This is a genomic window from Streptomyces sp. NPDC008150, from assembly GCF_042956945.1.
Classification (GTDB): domain Bacteria; phylum Actinomycetota; class Actinomycetes; order Streptomycetales; family Streptomycetaceae; genus Streptomyces.
On sequence record NZ_JBIBHJ010000014.1, the window covers coordinates 98,529 to 113,625 of the forward strand.

Annotated in this window: 12 protein-coding genes and 1 pseudogene; 5 read left to right on the plus strand and 8 right to left on the minus strand. The window is 65.2% G+C overall.

All coding sequences use genetic code 11. From position 1 onward, the window contains the following. Positions 1-16: 16 nt before the first annotated feature. Positions 17-885, plus strand: a pseudogene (locus tag ACFZA0_RS29290) (IS5 family transposase). On the opposite strand, the gene ACFZA0_RS29295 reads toward ACFZA0_RS29290, so the two are convergent. Both ACFZA0_RS29295 and ACFZA0_RS29300 read right to left on the minus strand, forming a co-directional pair. After that, a complete protein-coding gene (locus tag ACFZA0_RS29295; RefSeq protein ID WP_391022806.1) occupies positions 818-1,366 on the minus strand; it encodes a hypothetical protein in 549 nt (182 codons plus the stop codon). The pseudogene ACFZA0_RS29290 and the gene ACFZA0_RS29295 sit on opposite strands and share 68 nt — an antisense overlap. Next, entirely contained in the window at positions 1,341-1,562 is a 222-nt protein-coding gene (locus ACFZA0_RS29300) for a hypothetical protein (RefSeq protein WP_391022506.1), read from the minus strand. Before ACFZA0_RS29300 ends, ACFZA0_RS29295 begins: the two co-directional genes overlap by 26 nt. Positions 1,563-1,870: 308 nt before the next feature. On the opposite strand from ACFZA0_RS29300, the gene ACFZA0_RS29305 reads away from it, so the two are divergent. Next, a complete protein-coding gene (locus tag ACFZA0_RS29305) occupies positions 1,871-2,305 on the plus strand; it encodes a hypothetical protein (RefSeq protein WP_391022508.1) in 435 nt (144 codons plus the stop codon). A gap of 729 nt (positions 2,306-3,034) precedes the next feature. Here the strand turns inward: ACFZA0_RS29305 and ACFZA0_RS29310 are convergent. Both ACFZA0_RS29310 and ACFZA0_RS29315 read right to left on the minus strand, forming a co-directional pair. Next, positions 3,035-3,337: a hypothetical protein gene (locus ACFZA0_RS29310; RefSeq protein WP_391022510.1), complete on the minus strand. Its 303-nt coding sequence runs from the start codon at positions 3,335-3,337 to the stop codon at positions 3,035-3,037. Beyond that, positions 3,330-3,665 carry a hypothetical protein gene (locus tag ACFZA0_RS29315; RefSeq protein WP_391022778.1) on the minus strand — a complete coding sequence of 112 codons (336 nt, stop codon included), beginning with the start codon at positions 3,663-3,665 and terminating at the stop codon, positions 3,330-3,332. Before ACFZA0_RS29315 ends, ACFZA0_RS29310 begins: the two co-directional genes overlap by 8 nt. 400 nt (positions 3,666-4,065) lie before the next feature. Between ACFZA0_RS29315 and ACFZA0_RS29320 the strand changes: the two genes are divergently transcribed. The 3 genes from ACFZA0_RS29320 (at position 4,066) to ACFZA0_RS29330 (ending at position 8,638) form a co-directional block, all read left to right on the plus strand. Beyond that, positions 4,066-4,437, plus strand: coding sequence for a hypothetical protein (locus ACFZA0_RS29320; protein ID WP_391022512.1), 372 nt, complete (start codon positions 4,066-4,068; stop codon positions 4,435-4,437). Positions 4,438-5,246: 809 nt separating this feature from the next. After that, positions 5,247-5,834, plus strand: coding sequence for a transposase (locus ACFZA0_RS29325; RefSeq protein WP_391022514.1), 588 nt, complete (start codon positions 5,247-5,249; stop codon positions 5,832-5,834). An 827-nt stretch (positions 5,835-6,661) separates the two neighbouring features. Further along, entirely contained in the window at positions 6,662-8,638 is a 1,977-nt protein-coding gene (locus ACFZA0_RS29330) for a DNA (cytosine-5-)-methyltransferase (RefSeq protein ID WP_391022516.1), read from the plus strand. Here the strand turns inward: ACFZA0_RS29330 and ACFZA0_RS29335 are convergent. The 4 genes from ACFZA0_RS29335 to ACFZA0_RS29350 all read right to left on the minus strand — a co-directional run bounded on the left by ACFZA0_RS29335 (position 8,596) and on the right by ACFZA0_RS29350 (position 15,088). Next, a complete protein-coding gene (locus ACFZA0_RS29335; RefSeq protein ID WP_391022518.1) occupies positions 8,596-9,030 on the minus strand; it encodes a hypothetical protein in 435 nt (144 codons plus the stop codon). The two genes, ACFZA0_RS29330 and ACFZA0_RS29335, sit on opposite strands and share 43 nt — an antisense overlap. Positions 9,031-9,310: 280 nt before the next feature. Further along, on the minus strand, positions 9,311-11,320 hold the full coding sequence (locus ACFZA0_RS29340) for an AIPR family protein (protein ID WP_391022520.1): 2,010 nt from the start codon (positions 11,318-11,320) through the stop codon (positions 9,311-9,313). Next, a complete protein-coding gene (locus ACFZA0_RS29345) occupies positions 11,313-12,323 on the minus strand; it encodes a PD-(D/E)XK motif protein (protein WP_391022522.1) in 1,011 nt (336 codons plus the stop codon). The genes ACFZA0_RS29340 and ACFZA0_RS29345 overlap by 8 nt, the downstream gene beginning before the upstream one ends. Further along, positions 12,320-15,088 (minus strand): Z1 domain-containing protein, encoded by a 2,769-nt coding sequence (locus ACFZA0_RS29350; RefSeq protein ID WP_391022524.1) that lies wholly within the window; start codon positions 15,086-15,088, stop codon positions 12,320-12,322. Before ACFZA0_RS29350 ends, ACFZA0_RS29345 begins: the two co-directional genes overlap by 4 nt. Positions 15,089-15,097 lie beyond the last annotated feature (9 nt).

A 15,097-nucleotide genomic window follows, 5' to 3' on the forward strand; every position in this document is an offset into this window, starting at 1 on the left:
GCGGTACGCCGGAGACATGACCAAGCGACACCCCTACCCGAGCGATCTGTCCGACGCCCGCTGGGAGTTGATCGAGCCGGTCCTGGCAGCGTGGCGCTTCGAGCGCCGCGGCAGAGCTCTGGACTTCGGACGGCCGCCCGAACACGACCTGCGCACCATCATGGACGCGATCCTGTATGTCGACCGGACAGGGGTGCAGTGGCGCTACCTCCCGCACGACTTCCCGCGCTGGAACACCGTCTACGGCTACTTCGCCAGGTGGCAGCAGGAAGGCGTGTTCGCCCAGCTCAACGGCCTGCTCAGGCAACTTCTACGACAGAAGGAGGGGCGAGACGCCGAGCCGTCGGCCTGCGTGATCGACGCCCAGAGCGTGAAAACCTCCACCAACGTGCCCGCCTCCGGCCAGGGCATCGACGCAGGAAAGAAGATCGTCGGACGGAAACGAAGCATCGTCACCGACACGCTCGGACTACTTCTCTCGGTCCTGGTCACCGCGGCGAGCGTCCAGGACTCCGCCGCCGGCACCCAACTCCTTGACCGGGTCGCCGCCGAACACCCCCGCATCCGCAAAGCGTGGGTCGACGGCGGCTACCGCCGACACCTCGTCGAGCACGCCGCCACCCTTCGCATCGACATGGAAATCACCCAACGCCCGCCCAGGACAAGAGGATTCACCCCTGTCCCCAAACGATGGGCGGTCGAGCGAACCTATGGCTGGCTCATGCTCCACCGGCGCCTGGCCCGCGACTACGAAACCCACCCGCACCGATCCGAAGCAATGATCCACCTCGCCATGACCGACCTCATGGCCCCCGCCTCACCGGCGAGAACACCGTCTCCTGGCGCGATCCGACATCACATAACCAAAGGCCCATTCCGGGATGAAACAACGGGAGAAAACGACCTCTAAGATGTCGCTCCAGTCTCGGAAGCTTTGGACCGCACTGTCGATGAGGTCCTGCTCGTTGTCGGTACAGTCGTTTGGTTCCTCATGAGGCAACCATCCGAGGCAGTCTGAGAGGACTGGCCAGAGGTCACGCCCCGTCTTCATGTGGTTGAGCACTACGACTTCAAACTCTGGCTCGTCCACCGTGATGACGTCGATGATCCTTTCGACCTGCCCCTGCTTAAGCTTGTTGATCTTATCGGCGAGCGTCTTGAGTCCCCAGACCTCGATGGTGGCATCGGGGTACAGGGGGCGAAGCGTGTTATCGATGAACTGGTCGACCTCGCCGGGCAACGTGTCATTGGTGAGGAAGCGCCACACCATCACGTCCCGGTGCTCCTGGAGGCAGCCCTCCAAGTCACCGCGGATCTTGCCCTTGGTCTTGGCAAACGTCTCACCGCGAGTTGCATAGCGCCGCAAAGAACACCCGGGCCTTCGGGCAGTAGCCGTCGTTCTTGGTGTCGCCCTTCGGCCCGGCTGCCCGCACGGGTTGGTAGTCGCCGGGGTACAACACGAGACCGAGCCGATCCATGCAGTCCTGGAAGGCGTTGCCTTCCAGTCGAAGGAGCTGGCCTTCCACGAGCTTCCGTAGCAAGTTCTGATCCACAGCAGCCATTACCGCACAGCTCCTACGTCCTGCGCAGCTAGGCCAGACGGATCAAACGGCCGTAGCCGGCTGCTGGCTGATGGGCTCGGCCTACGCGGCGAGCGTGGTGTCCTCACACCTGGTGTCTTTGACAGCAACGCTCGTGACAGGGGAGCTGTCCGAGCGCTGGCACCGACGCTGACGAGCCGCCCCGCGCCCAACGACCCTTTACCACCCTACTTACGTCAAGGTCTAGGGAATCGGAAAATCTGCCCACGGTGCCCTCTTGTCGGCGACCCTGTCCCCTGTTAATGGCTTGTTAATAGGAAGGCGCCGTAATGGTGTACGTACGCACCAGCACGCTCAACTGGATTGAAGACACCGTCAACAGCAACAACGGAGCTGCTGTCATTCGAAACGCCTCGGTGCGTGACCGAGAAGGAATGGAACGGCTGAGACTGACGCGCCTTCAGGCCGTTCGAAATCTAATCGTACGCCGAGGGCTACGCACCTTCCCCGATCGCTTGCTTCACTCGGAGGAGAACTGGTCCTTCGTCGTCTACAGGCCCGAACTGCTTGTCGTTGACGTCGGCGTCCTCGCTGCCGACCCCGGGAAGCGCGCAGCGCTCAACTTCGTCATGGACGCCATCAACCAGAACGCCCACGGCCAGTTCTTCGTCAGTGAGCATCAGTTCCGGAACAAGCTACTTAAACTCGCGTCGGCACACCCTGAGATTCACTGGCAGTTTAAGCAGCAGGATACGGCTGCATAAGCAGTGGCCTCAGCATCAACCCGGCCCCACGGCAACCGGCGATGGGTGCGCTGCACCAACCAGCCCGCAACCTCCGTCAGCCGCCGACGGCTGATTGACCAGCACACCAGACCTCGATGACCTTCCTGCCGAGAGCTCGGGACGAAGAGGTCGCGTGCCACAGCCATGCCAGATGCGAGGGTCAATCACGGTCAACCCGAGTGCCTGGCGGGCACGCGTGTGCTCGGGAGCTCCACCAACAGAGCCGCAGGTCACCAGCAAGACGCCCCAGCCTCTCTCCTAAAGCGGTGGTCTCATCGCACCTCTTGCGGCGATACAGAAGATGGTCTGCCGTCCGTCCGTCCGGGCTGCGGCGCTGGGGCGCCGGTCCCGGCCGGGCGGCAGACCACCTGGCTTGTGATCGCGATCGAACCGAAGTGGCTTCGGTGTCCCTCAGCGGGAAGCCACCTGGGGAGCCTGCTGGGCCTCTGCCTCCACCCCGGCACGCACCAACCACGCCAAAAGCATTGCCGCCTCCGGACGCACAGTCCCGAGGCGCACCAAGCCTTCCCGCGCACATTCACGTCAGCCGTGAGACCGGGAAAGTCGGCGTCCAGGCCCAGGGCAAGGAGCTGTTGCGCGAGGGTGTCCGCGCTTCCCCTGGCCTCCGCCCAGCCGCGGACGTAGTTCACGCCGGCGTCCAGGTTCTCGGCGCGCGGGGCAACGACTCCGCGTCGGTCAGTCATCAGGTCACTCCCCCTGCTCGCTGTTGCCGGGCTGGTGGTCGGAACGCGGATCAGCGGCAGCCGTCTGGGCGAGGCGCAGTAGTTCCGCCAGGCGCTCCGCGGTGGCCGGGGAGACTCGGCCCAGTTCGACCAGGCCGTGGCCGAAGGCGTTCAAGTCGGCCCGCAGGTACGGGAAATCGCGTTCCATGCCCGCCGCGATCAGGGCGCCCCGGAGGGCGGTGGTCGCGTTGCGGGCCGCGTACCAACCGTCGCTGTCCAGAGGCGACCAGCGGGCGGCGTCGAGGCGGCCGGCGGGCTCCTCATGCATCGGTAACCGGCTCCTCGGGTCCTTCAGGGATGTGCGCGAGGATCGCTGCCGTGGAGTTGTAGCGCTCGCCGTAGCGGTCCGCACGGGCCAGCAGCTCGGTGGAGGCAACGAGCAGCATGGCCAGGGCGATGGGGCGAAGCGGGTTCGCCTCCGGGCGGCGGACGGGAGCGCGGAGCCATTCGTAGCGGTCGCCGCTCAAGGGCATGGGCCCGGGGACCACGACCGCGGAGTCCGAGCCGAGGTAGCGGTAGGCGGGCTGTCCGCCGTGCTCGTGTTGGAGGCAGTACACGAACCACGCGCGGCTGTTGGAACTGAGCAAGAAGCCCACCCGCTGTGCCGCGTGGTCGATCATGACCGGACCGCACGGCAGCCTCTCCTGGTCATCGTCTGCACGTTTCCCTACCACCTCGGGTCGGCTGCTCCCCAGCTTCTGCGCTGCGGTGGTTCCAGACTCGCGGGGCCGGGCCTGAGCTGGGCAGATGACGAGAGGTGATGAGGGGTGACGAGTGAACCCAGGGTGCGTCATCCCCCGTCGTCACGCGTTCCGGTCGACCGAGTTCGGTCGTCCCCGCCAACAGGTTTTGTCCTTCGCGTACGTTCATGATGGGTACAGACCGAGCAGCACCCCTTCAGCAGGCGCCGAGGGGGGCAGGGCCACGTCTTCCATCGATTCCGTCAGCGACCGCTTACGACGAGCACGTGTCGAACGCGGCTGGAGTCAACCGCGGTTGGTGCGTGAGTTGCGTCAGGCGGCAGCCCAGCGCGGGCAGGTACTCCCGGCCGACGACAGCGCGAAACGGCGCATTGCCAGTTGGGAGAACGGGCACAGCACGCCCGATGGCTTCTACGGCACGTTGCTCGGCGACGCGTTCCAAGTGGCGCCAGCGGTATTGGGGTTGGCCCAGGATCCAGGTGGGGACGCGGAACTCCTCGACGCCGGCTATCCCGACAGCCCGGACACAGCCATCAGCACCGTAGACCGGCTGTGGGCAGCAGACCTGAACCAGTACGAGCCGCTGTTGCAGACAGAGCCGTCCGAACCTGCATGGAACGAAGCCTCGTTGCGCTGGTTGGTCGCCCCAGAGCCGTCAACTAGGTAGGGACGTACAGGAGTTCTGCGCGTAGGGCTAGGTGATGTGGCTGCCGTGAAGACCACGGCTGACATGTTCGCGCAGCTCGACGACCGCTTCGGGGGTGACCATGCGTGGCGTTCCGTCATCCAGTACCTCAGCGCGGACGCCATGACAGCTACGAACAGGTCACGCAGGCCGTCGGGGTCATCACCAGCGAGGTCACGGAGACGGGCCAAGTCGTCCCGCCCCATGAGGCGATACCTGGACAAGCCCGGGATCGACGACACCTAAACCGGCCTCAGCCAGCTCCTAGACCTGCTCGCCCAGCACGGCGGCAGCCCGAACCACCCGATCCCGATCGCCATCGAGACCTCTCACGGACTCCTGGTCGCCTGCTTACGCGCCACCGGCAGACCCATCTACGTGATCAACCCACTCACCGCCGCGACCGCGACCGCTACGCACTCAGCCGCAAGAAGTTCGACCACCTCGACGCCAAGGTCCTGGCCCACATCGGGCGCACCGACCCCGCACAACACCGGCCCCTGCCCGCGGACAGCCACCTCGCCCAAGCCATCACCGTCCTGGCCCGAGCCCACCAGGCGCCGTCTGGGACCGCGTCCAAACCGGCAACCGCCTCCGCTCCCACCTGCGCGAGTACTTCCCCGGCTTCCTCACCGTCGTACGCCACTTCCGCGAAGGCCTTGCCTCACCCGTCACCCGCACCCTCCTCGCCGCGGCCCCCACCCCCACGAGAGATCACCGGCGAGGTCGAACGCCCCCACATCCTCCTCCGCGAGCCACAGATGCACTAGCGGCCCGTCATCGAGCAGGCCATGGGCACCAAAGCCCTCGCTCTGCTGAGGCAGTTCAATGCCGCCTGCACCAGCGCCGACGACCTCGAAGCAACCACCACCGCCTTCGCCACCCACCAGGACGCCGAGATCGTCACCAGTTTTCCCGGCCTCGGCGCCCTCACCGGCGCCCGCGTCCTAGCCGAACTCGGCGACGACGACACCCGCTTCACCAGCCCACGCACCCTGAAGGCCTACGCCGGATCTGCCCCCATCACCGATCCTCCGGCCGCAAGACCACCGTCCTGGCCAGGCACATCAAGAACCAGCGCCTCGCCTCAGCCGGCTACATCTGGGCCTTCGCAGCCCTCACCGCATCCCCCGGAGCACGAGCCCACTACGACCGCCGCCGCCAAGCCGAAGACCGACACGTCGCAGCCCAACGTAACCTCTTCAACCGGCTCCTGGGCTGCCTGCACCACTGCCTCACCCACCGCATCCCCTACGACGAGCAGACGCCTTCCCCAGCACCGCTTGACTGATCAACCGCATCGGATGTCTGTCTTCGGCCCGCTTCGCCGCACTGCACCGACGCGTGCCCACAACGAGTACGACGGGGGCATAAGGTGATCACCGCATCGGGTCAGAGCGTCAGAGCGAGCCTCCGGCGGGGCGCTCAGGCTCCGAGATGGCGGGGGCACCGCTCAGGAGTGCCGACCGAGTGTGGCGCGTGCGGGTGCTGCCATCCCGTCAGCCATCGTCACAGGCAGAGCCGAGCGGGCGTGGTCAGGGCGCCAAGATAGTTCGTCAGGCAGGGCGCTCCGCCTTGGCGCCCTGAACCACGCCGGCTCCACACTGTGTGGGTCGACGGCAGACGGGATGGAAGCTGGGCGCGAGAGGGATTAGATGCGTCTCGGCTCGCTAGAGGCCGTCGCCATTCTCCGCGAGCGCAGGGCATCGCTCGTCGCTGGTCCTTTGGCCGTCACGATCCAAGGGGTCGCCACGGTGAACACCGCGGAGAACGTCAAGGCGATCGAACGTCAGATCGCTGGCCTAACAGTAGAGACGCCAGCTGGTTCCGGCCACGCCTCTCCCGTTCGCCTGCTTTTCGGGCTGGCAGGTGACCTCGCAGAGCCGATGCTGGGCTCCGTACGCCGCCCGCAGTGTCGCCCCACGGGCATGGAGACGTCGCACGACGCGTGGCTTCCGCCTCCTGGAAGGCGATCCCGGCGGTGATCTTGCCTGAGCCAACCAGTACCATTGCTCACCTCGGAAGGCATCAGAGCACTGCATCCGCCCCCCGGGTTGGCTTCATCGTAATATTCTCCGGGTGCTTGGGATGGCTCGCTGGTTGCCCTTGGCCTCTCTGGCAGGCGAAATGTCGGACGCCTTGATCTCACCAGTGGATGCGCGATGTCTTGGTGCTCGTTGTTCTCGTTGGCGTGGAGGTTTGTGCTGTGGCAAAGCAGTACTACGGCGTACCTCTAGAGCGGAGCGACCAGCTGCCGCTCAAGCCGCACAGGCACAGCTGTAAACCTGAGAACTTCGCCACGTGGCTGGAAGGGTTCGGTAACGGGCGGCGGCTGGCGGTCGATCTCTTCTCCGGAGCGGGCGGTTTGAGCCTCGGTCTGCAGCGTGCCGGCTGGACGGTGGCAGCCGCCGTCGATCACAACGAGCGAGCCCTGGAAACGCATGCCGCGAACTTCCCCGGCATGAGCCTGCACATGGATCTGGGCAGTCCTGACGAACGTGACGAGCTTGAGAAGCTTCTAGAGCCAGCTAAGGGCAAGATCGATCTGGTCGCGGGCGGCCCCCCCTGCCAGCCGTTCAGCAGGGCGGGACGCAGCAAGATCCGTAGCCTCGTCGAGCACCACGGCCGTGACCCCCATGATCGCCGTAAAGAGCTGTGGAGCGCCTACCTTGATGTGGTGAAGCGGATCCGCCCCCGTGCAGTGCTCATGGAGAACGTGCCCGACATGGGGCTCGGTGACGACTTCTTCGTGGTTCGTGCGATCGAGCAGCAGTTGGAGGACCTCGGTTACGCGACGCAGCTTCGTCTTGTGGACGCGTGGCGCTACGGGGTGCCTCAGCATCGAAAGCGGCTGATCCTTTTGGCGCGGAACGACGTGGAGAAGTTCGAATGGCGTGCCGAAGAGAGGGAGCGCACCACGCTTCGGGACGCCATCGGTGACCTGCCCGAACTGCCCGTTGAACCCAGGGAACGCATCGGAGCTCGCGAGTGGCCGTACAGCACTCCCGAGGAGCTGTCCCCGTTCGCAACGGAGATGCGGAAGCGCGCGCCGAAGGGCCACGTCTGGGACCACATGACCCGCAGGGTCAGACCGGACGACTACGAGATCTTCTCCGGTATGAACTCCAAGACCTTGTACTCGCACATCGACCCGAAGCTCCAGCGTTATAGTGCCGAACAGTTCACGGATAAGTACAAGAGGCTGGACTGGGCTGATCTCAGCAGGTCAATCACGGCGCACATCGCCAAGGACGGCTACTGGTACATCCACCCGGAGCAGCAGCGCACCCTGACCGTCCGCGAGGCGGCACGAGTGCAGACCTTCCCCGACCGGTTCCGGTTCGCCGGAACGCGCAGTGACGCCTTCCGGCAGATCGGCAACGCCGTACCACCCCTGCTCGGCCAGGCAGCGGCTGAAGCACTGCTGCCCTCAAGCGAGGGGCAACCGAACGGGTTCGGCCTCAAGCCTCACTGGCGTACGGTGCGCAAGGACCTGACCGTCTGGGCGGAACAGCAGCGCGAACAGGGCGCCTGGCACCAGCTCCCGGGCCGGATGTCACCGTTGTCCGCAGCGGTGGTGGCCATACTGTCCGGCATCAAGCTGAAGCCCGAGCAGCTGGGGGCGATGGTCGAGGTCGTCAAGGAATGCGGATCTCTGACCAAGAGTGCCTTCAAGTCCCTCCTCGACATGGCTCCTAGCACGGCGGCTCGCGCTCGTGTCGAACGGCTGGTTGTCGTAGTGGACGACGAGGACGTGTGGGCGAAGCCGGAGGACCTCCCCGGACGTCTGGAGCTGAAACCAGCGGAGAGAAGTCTCTACCGACTTCTGGCCAACGAGGACCTGCTCTGGGTGGGACAGGGCGCACTACGGGTCGCCGCTCGTTTGAACGATAGTAACTCGGACCGTACGAACAGGCTCAGCGACGGCCGGGTGAACCTCGTGAAACTGGTCGGAGCGGGGGAGGACGCGCCCCTGCGTATGGCGGCGCTACGCCTGATCGGAAACACCTTGTGCCGGGCCAAGGAACCACTCTGCTATGAGTGCCCCTTGAGCAAGTACTGCGCCGGGAGGGACGACACGTCGGGTGGTGTGTTCACCCACGCGTTGGACGAGTCGCAGAGGCGGATGTCGGAGCCTGCTCAAGCCCCTGAGACCGTGTGCCGCACCGCCGGGCAAGACTGAGCGCTGCTCGTTCGAGGTCGGTGCCGATCTCGCACTCCCAGATCCGCACCACTGTCCATCCGGAAGCCTCCGCGGCCTTGATGTTGCGGAGGTCCCGCTCCTTGTTCACCTTGATCTTCGCCGTCCACAGGGAGGCGTTCGGTCCCCTGAAGACCGTGGGTGGAGCAGCTGTGCCAGAAACACCCGTCGACGAACACTGCTATGTAGCACCGGGGCAGGACGAAGTCAGCCGTACAACGAGTCCCCACTCTGAGCTGGAGTCGGCAGCGGAGCCCGAGTCGGTGCACGGTCCTCCGGAGAGCCACCTCGGGGGCGGTGTCACGCACGCATCGACCGCGGACATGCTTGCCTTCGCCCGTGCTGACCGCCTGACGTGTTCTCAGCCCCGTCATCTTCCTGGTTTTAGGCCGTCCGCAGCCCTCTGAGGTGAGAGTGTCACACTCTCCTCATGCTTCGGGGAGCAGCTGAGCTTCGCATCGACGACCAGGGGCTGGGTCGAACTCCCCGTCGGGCTTCTCGCCGAGGCCGGCATCTCGCCGGGCACCGAGTCGTGGTTCAGCGAAGGTGACGGGCGGATCGTCTTCAGACGGGCAGAGGACGCGACGAGAGACCTGATCAAGAAGGGACACCTCTGACGTGCTGGTGCGGTCACGTCAGGCGGGACCCCACTCGTCACGAACCAGGATTAAACCCCAGTCGTAGCGCCTCGCTGCGGGCGTGCAGGGCTTGGGCTGCCTGCGTCTCGGTAACCTGTTGGCCGAGTTCGAGACGCTTTCCGACGAACAGGGCCAGCTGTCGCTGCCATGGTTCGAGCCTGCGGGTCTCCTTGGCCCAGCGCTCGATTGCGCACCACTCGTCCGCTGGGACCAGAGCCACCTCTTCGCCTGTTCCCTGGCCGGTTCCCGTACCGCCCGCGAGTGCAGCCTCGTCCAGAGGATGGTCCAGCAGCTCCGCCTGCAAGGCGGGGGGCGTCGACCAGCGCACCCGGGACACGGCGTCCCAACACGTTACCTTCTTGGCCCATTCACCCGCGTGGGTCCCCTCCAGAGGAGTGGTCACCACTCGCATGACGCGCGGACACAGGTCGTGGAGCGCAGCCTCCAGCGCCGGCGAGACTCCCTGCTCCCGCCAGATCCGGTCGAGGTCGATCCGGCGGTCGGTCGCCCGGGACAGGCGGGCCATGGTGTAGGTGGTGACCATGCTCTTGCTACTGGCTGCTCCGTGGAAGGCGGCAATGCGGTCCACTGACCTGAACAGAATGGCCATGGCGATCACTCGTTGGCAGTACTGGACGTCGACGAGAGGCGGCGTCTCTTGGAGACGGAGCATGAACTCGACGAAGTTCTTCTGCGCGGCCCGACTCACGAGGTACGGCATCTGGTGCCACGAGTGGACGAACTTTGCGAGGTCCTCCTTCTTGAACTTTTGCTTCGACGGATTCAGCTTCTGGAACTCCCGTCGCCGGGCAGACGTGCGGGCCTTCGCCAGGTCATCCGTGTACTGGCCGCGCGCCCGTTCGTAGAACCAGTGGGTCTCCTGCCCGCTGCCGTCCGTGGAGGGGGCCCAGAGGGAGCGGGTGATGCGCTGGATCTCCACGTGGTAGTCGTGGTTGGAGCTGAAGTCGATCTGGCTCACCTTGTTTTGCGTGTTGGAGTACTCCGAGATCTTCGGAACGATCTCCGCGAGCCGGTCAGGAGACACCTCCGTCAGCTTCATCTGGACCCGGACGTGGGACAGGTCGGCTTTGTCACGGCTCTGGGCGTAGTGGAGAGAGGCAGTTGTCTGGCCGCCGTTCACGATCTGGAGTCCGTGCACGCTGGAGATGTGGGTCGGCTCTCCGTCCGGGCCGATCACGAACTCGACCTGCGACGCCGTCGCCGTGATCCCATTGTTGTAGGCGAGGAACCGGCCGGGCGCGTGCAGCAGGGTCTCCCTAATGCCCCGGTTGACCGCCCCACGGGCTTGGAGGAACGAACGGACGTTGAGTTCTAGGAGCCGGGTCCCGTACTCGGAGTACAGCTCGGCGAGCATCTGTCCGGAAACGACCGCCAGGACCACCGAGTGGTCCTCCTCCGGGCTTGGAGCGGACACGCAGGCGAGGGGCGGGTCGAAGGGCACCACGATGGGTTCACCAAGCGCACCCGACGTCGCGTGCCGGTGCAGCCGTGCCAGATCCCACACCTCGTGGGTCACCGGGAGGCCATCGAGATCCGAGGCCGGGACCTCGGTCGAGGTCCCGACCCGGTTGCTGAGCAGAAACAGCCGGATGCGCTGCACCTCCGTGAGGGCCTTCTCGACCGCGGTGCACATGTCGTACACGTCAAACGACTCATCGATGTGCTGCTGCAGCCCGTCCCGACACCGCCGCACGAAGGTCAACAACCGCCGGAAGGCGGTCTCCGTCTGAGCCTTGGTGAACTTGCTCTCCAGCGGGGCCAGCTGAAAGTCCGTCACGAAGAGGTCCAGGGACTCGCCCGACTCACCGATACCGTAACCGTGCACCTCGTGACCGCGGGCCTTGTGATACGCGGTGAAGGTATTGGAAACAACACCGGCCTGCTCCAGGTCTTCGCAGACCCGACGCGTGAACGCCTCCGGGGTGGTCGTCCCCTCGGCGTCGGCGGTCGCCTGGACGTCGGCGACAAGGCTCCGCGAGAACCCTGCCAGGCTGAGCTCAGCCATGGGACCCCCCGATCAGTTCCTTCACCTCGTCGGCCGTGGCGCGATAGGCGTCCAGTCCGGAGGTGCTGACGTGGTACGTGCAGTCGCCGACGCCCTCGGGAAGATTCGACTCGATCAGACGCGGGAAATCCCCCCGTACATGCCAGAAGCGCATCTCGCGAACGGTGTATCGGGGCTCGTCGTACAGGTCACGGTGACCGGGAAGGTATCCGGCCTGGATGAGCAGACCGTCGAAGCGGGTGCGGGCAGCGGGGCTTGTGAGCTGCTGACGTATCTCGTCCACCCTTCGGTTCAGGCTCTCTCCGGATCCGCCGCGCCGTTCGTCGAGCTGTGCGAGCACGAGGAGCAGGGCGGGGGTGCCGGTGTCGTCCAGCTGTCTCTCGCTCGCGATGCGGATGCTGCGGGGGCGCTTCGCGATGGTGGCCTTGGTCTCGATGGCAGTCTCGGATAGCTGGAAGTCCTGGTTGCTCCCCGTGGGGCCGGTCCACGCCTCGACGGCCTCGGACTGGGACAGTGAGGCTAGAAGCACGTTGCCCAGTACCAGGAGCTCGCCGTGGAGGCCCCGGCGAGCCTCGGCGCTCAGCCCGTCCCGGCTGACGGCGCGCAGAAGATCCTGCCACCTTCCGAACCTCTCCACGGCGGCTGCCAGAGCCTCCGGTGCCGCCGAAGCGGCTCTGGCAGTGTCGGCAACGTCGGCCACGAGAGGGTTGAAGACCTCTCGGAGGTCCTTCGCGGTTAGGACGACTTGGAGCTCGTACTCCAGGCGGGACACGGCGCTCAGGTTCATCTCGATCCCGGCGGCTCGCGGAAGACGGCCCACCGACCGTACGACCGGGTCCGCCGAGCGGGCGTCGGTCCTCAGCACGAGCATGCGCTGCCGGCCGGGATGGGAGACGGAGAGGAAGACGTCGAGCGGGGCCTCCGGGTGCAGGCGGAGGCGGGAGTGCCCCGGGGATTCCTGAGGGCTCTCCAGCTCGTGCCACGCGTCCTCGGTGACGGTCACGACTCGTCCTCCTCGACGATCGAGTAGATGTCGTCCTGAAGCCAGACGGTGTTGGCGACGTACTCGGTCTTGGATCGGTGTTCCGAGTGGGGGAGGCTCACCTGGAAACCCACGAGAGGTGTCGTCGACGCGACACCGGCGGATGTGACGGGCTTGATGGGATAAATGAGCAGCAGACCCTGGTCAGGGCGACGCTGTCGTCGGATGTACCTGCCCGATGGGTTCTGGGGTACTGCCTTGTCCGCCTTCTTTGCGGCCTTTTCCGCGGCTTCGCGCGCCTTATCTACCTGTATCTCGTCTAGGTCGATCAGTTCGTCCTGAGGGCTGATGATCCGGCGGATCGTGTATCTACCCTCGCTCTCGAAGTCCTCCTTGAGGGAGGCGCGGGTCACAGAGCCAACGGTGTGTCCGGCGATCTCCTTAGGCGACTTCGACGTCGTGCTGTTGACCAGGACGACCGTCCAGTCGGTTAGCTCTCCCACCTTCGCGCACTGGGCGATGTACTTCGCGATGAGCCTCGGTCGGACCCGCTGCGCCATAGGGTCGGTCTCGTAGTCGGAGAGGAAGCCGGCGACCAACTCGGGAGAAACACCGTCCCACTGCAGGTTTTCGCCCTTGGTCGTCACCTTGGGCTCGGCGGTGCTGTCAAGCCGTCGGACGAAGTCCTCAAGCGCCTTGAAGTTGTGGGTGACGGTCCGGTCGACGAGCTTGAAGATCACGGTTTCCGGCCCTTCGCCGGAGTAGCTGAGAAGGATCTTCGTTCCCTTGCGCATCTTGTTGGGCGTGGTCACCGTCAACCCGAGCGACGAAGACCTCACCATCAGCCCGAACTTCGTCGGATCGAGACCGATCGTAGCCATCTCCTCGACCTGCCGGCGCAGTTCGTCGGTGGCAGCCGTGACCTCGACGTAGGCGTTCTCGAGCTCGGGGGTCGTGTAAAGACGGCACAGGTCCTCGTGCTTCGGCCGGTACCCGAACCACCGCCCCATCTGGAGGAGGGCATCGTACGACTTCGACCAGCGCAGGTAGTAGCTGACCGTCAAACCTTCGAGGGTGAGGCCGCGGGAAAGTTTCTGTCCTCCCACGGCGATCACGGAGAGGCCATTTTTGCGGTTCTCGTAGTAGTCGAGTGCATCCTTGGACGTGCCGTTCACCGTTTTGACCTGGATCTTCCGGATGGCATCAAGGAGTTCCGCCGAAACCTGGTCCCACGTGAGGCGTTCGGCCTCGTCTGTTGGGAAATGTTCCGTGGTGGGGGCGAACTTCTGCTCCCAGAGCTCCCGGAGCTCCTCACGGAGTGCAGGGCCCTTGCCGTACCGGTCCCGGAGCGTGTCGACTAGGAGACGCAGGTGGTCGTCGACTTGGTCCCGCACCAGTCCCTGCACCAAGGTGAAGCGGGTGACGTGCACCAGCATCGAGTTGTGCACCTTCGTCTGTCCCCTGGCCCGCCGAGCCGCACAGGCGAGCACGAACGAGGAGATCGCCTCACGCAGGGACCCGGGCAGCTCGACTCCAGGAGCGTCGCCTGACTTGTGCTTGGCGGGAAGCCAGGCTTCGGCGTCCTTCACGTGGCATACCAGCGGCAGAGGCGGCGTATCCTCCTCGTCATCGTCGTCGACCTTGAGACCGAAAACACGCTCGGGACCGAGGTAGTTGGAGGGTGAGGGGAGGCTGCGGATGAAGCTCGCAGGAAAGAGGTCCTCCCCGACCTTTTCGCTTTTCGCCTCAGGGTTGATGTAGATGTTGGCGAACGGCGTAGCCGTGTAGCCGACGTACGCCGACTGATCGAAGGTGTTGACGAGGGCACGTATCGCGGCGTTGGTCTTCGTCGGGTCCGCGTCGTCGTCCTTGGTTGTGTCGATCGAGGCGTTGTCGGCCTCGTCGTCGATGACGAGCAAAGGAAGGTTCTTCACGACCTCCTTGCCGTTCTCGTTCTCGGTCCCGTGGACGTCGACCACCCACTTACGCACGTACTCAAGAAGTTGATAGTGCTTCTTGACGACGAGCACCACGGGGAAGCTGCCGAGGGGGAAGTTGGTGTGGGACGCCGTCTTCTTGCCGAAGTCACCCTTCGCGGTGCTGTTCGTCGGTGAGGCGATGTCGAGCTTCTTCGCGAGGGGCATTCGGCCCGCACCGATGAGCCGGGACTTGCCGACCTCGTTGGACCGCCTGTAGTGCTGGGTGTCGAAACCCAGGAGTCCCTCGTCGATCCGCAGCTGTGTCTGGCTGCGGAGGTCGTCGTGGATGCCGGCGAGCACCACGACAAGCCGGTAACCGGCGTCGACGGCCTTGGCGGCGAGCCCGATGTACTGGCCGGTCTTGCCCGACTGCACCTGACCGATTACGAGACCTTTACGGCTCCAGGAACCGGTGCGACGCGGGTCCTCCAGCTGGCTCAGCACGTCATCGGAGCTCTGGTCCAGCCGCCGCACGACCAACGGCGGAAGGTTCACCACGTCTTCGAGGTAGCGCCGGTAGCGCTCCCAGAAGTCCCAGTCGCGGTCGTTCTTCGCCTCTGGCAGCCACGGTTCGTGCCCCTTGGAGTCCGTGAGTCCTGAGGACCGCTCCTGGAACACGGCGGTCATGGCCTCGATCTCCTTGGCCAGTTGATCCCGGTCCAGGGGTTCGCCCTGCGCAGCCAGCATTCCGAAGATGACGTTGACCGCGTTCTGCACTTCGTCCGTCTTCGGCTGACGATCCTGTGGCAGGAATCCGAGAACCAGGCGCTTGGCCTTGGCCATGGGTTCGTCAGGAACGGTGCTCACGGGGGACCT

Bases quoted from the DNA above. Each gene is read 5' to 3' on its own strand.
- ACFZA0_RS29300 (WP_391022506.1), bottom strand. From the start codon at position 1,562: ATGGCTGCTGTGGATCAGAACTTGCTACGGAAGCTCGTGGAAGGCCAG.
- ACFZA0_RS29305 (WP_391022508.1), top strand. From the start codon at position 1,871: ATGGTGTACGTACGCACCAGCACGCTCAACTGGATTGAAGACACCGTC.
- ACFZA0_RS29310 (WP_391022510.1), bottom strand. From the start codon at position 3,337: ATGCATGAGGAGCCCGCCGGCCGCCTCGACGCCGCCCGCTGGTCGCCT.
- ACFZA0_RS29325 (WP_391022514.1), top strand. From the start codon at position 5,247: ATGGGCACCAAAGCCCTCGCTCTGCTGAGGCAGTTCAATGCCGCCTGC.
- ACFZA0_RS29335 (WP_391022518.1), bottom strand. From the start codon at position 9,030: ATGACGGGGCTGAGAACACGTCAGGCGGTCAGCACGGGCGAAGGCAAG.
- ACFZA0_RS29340 (WP_391022520.1), bottom strand. From the start codon at position 11,320: ATGGCTGAGCTCAGCCTGGCAGGGTTCTCGCGGAGCCTTGTCGCCGAC.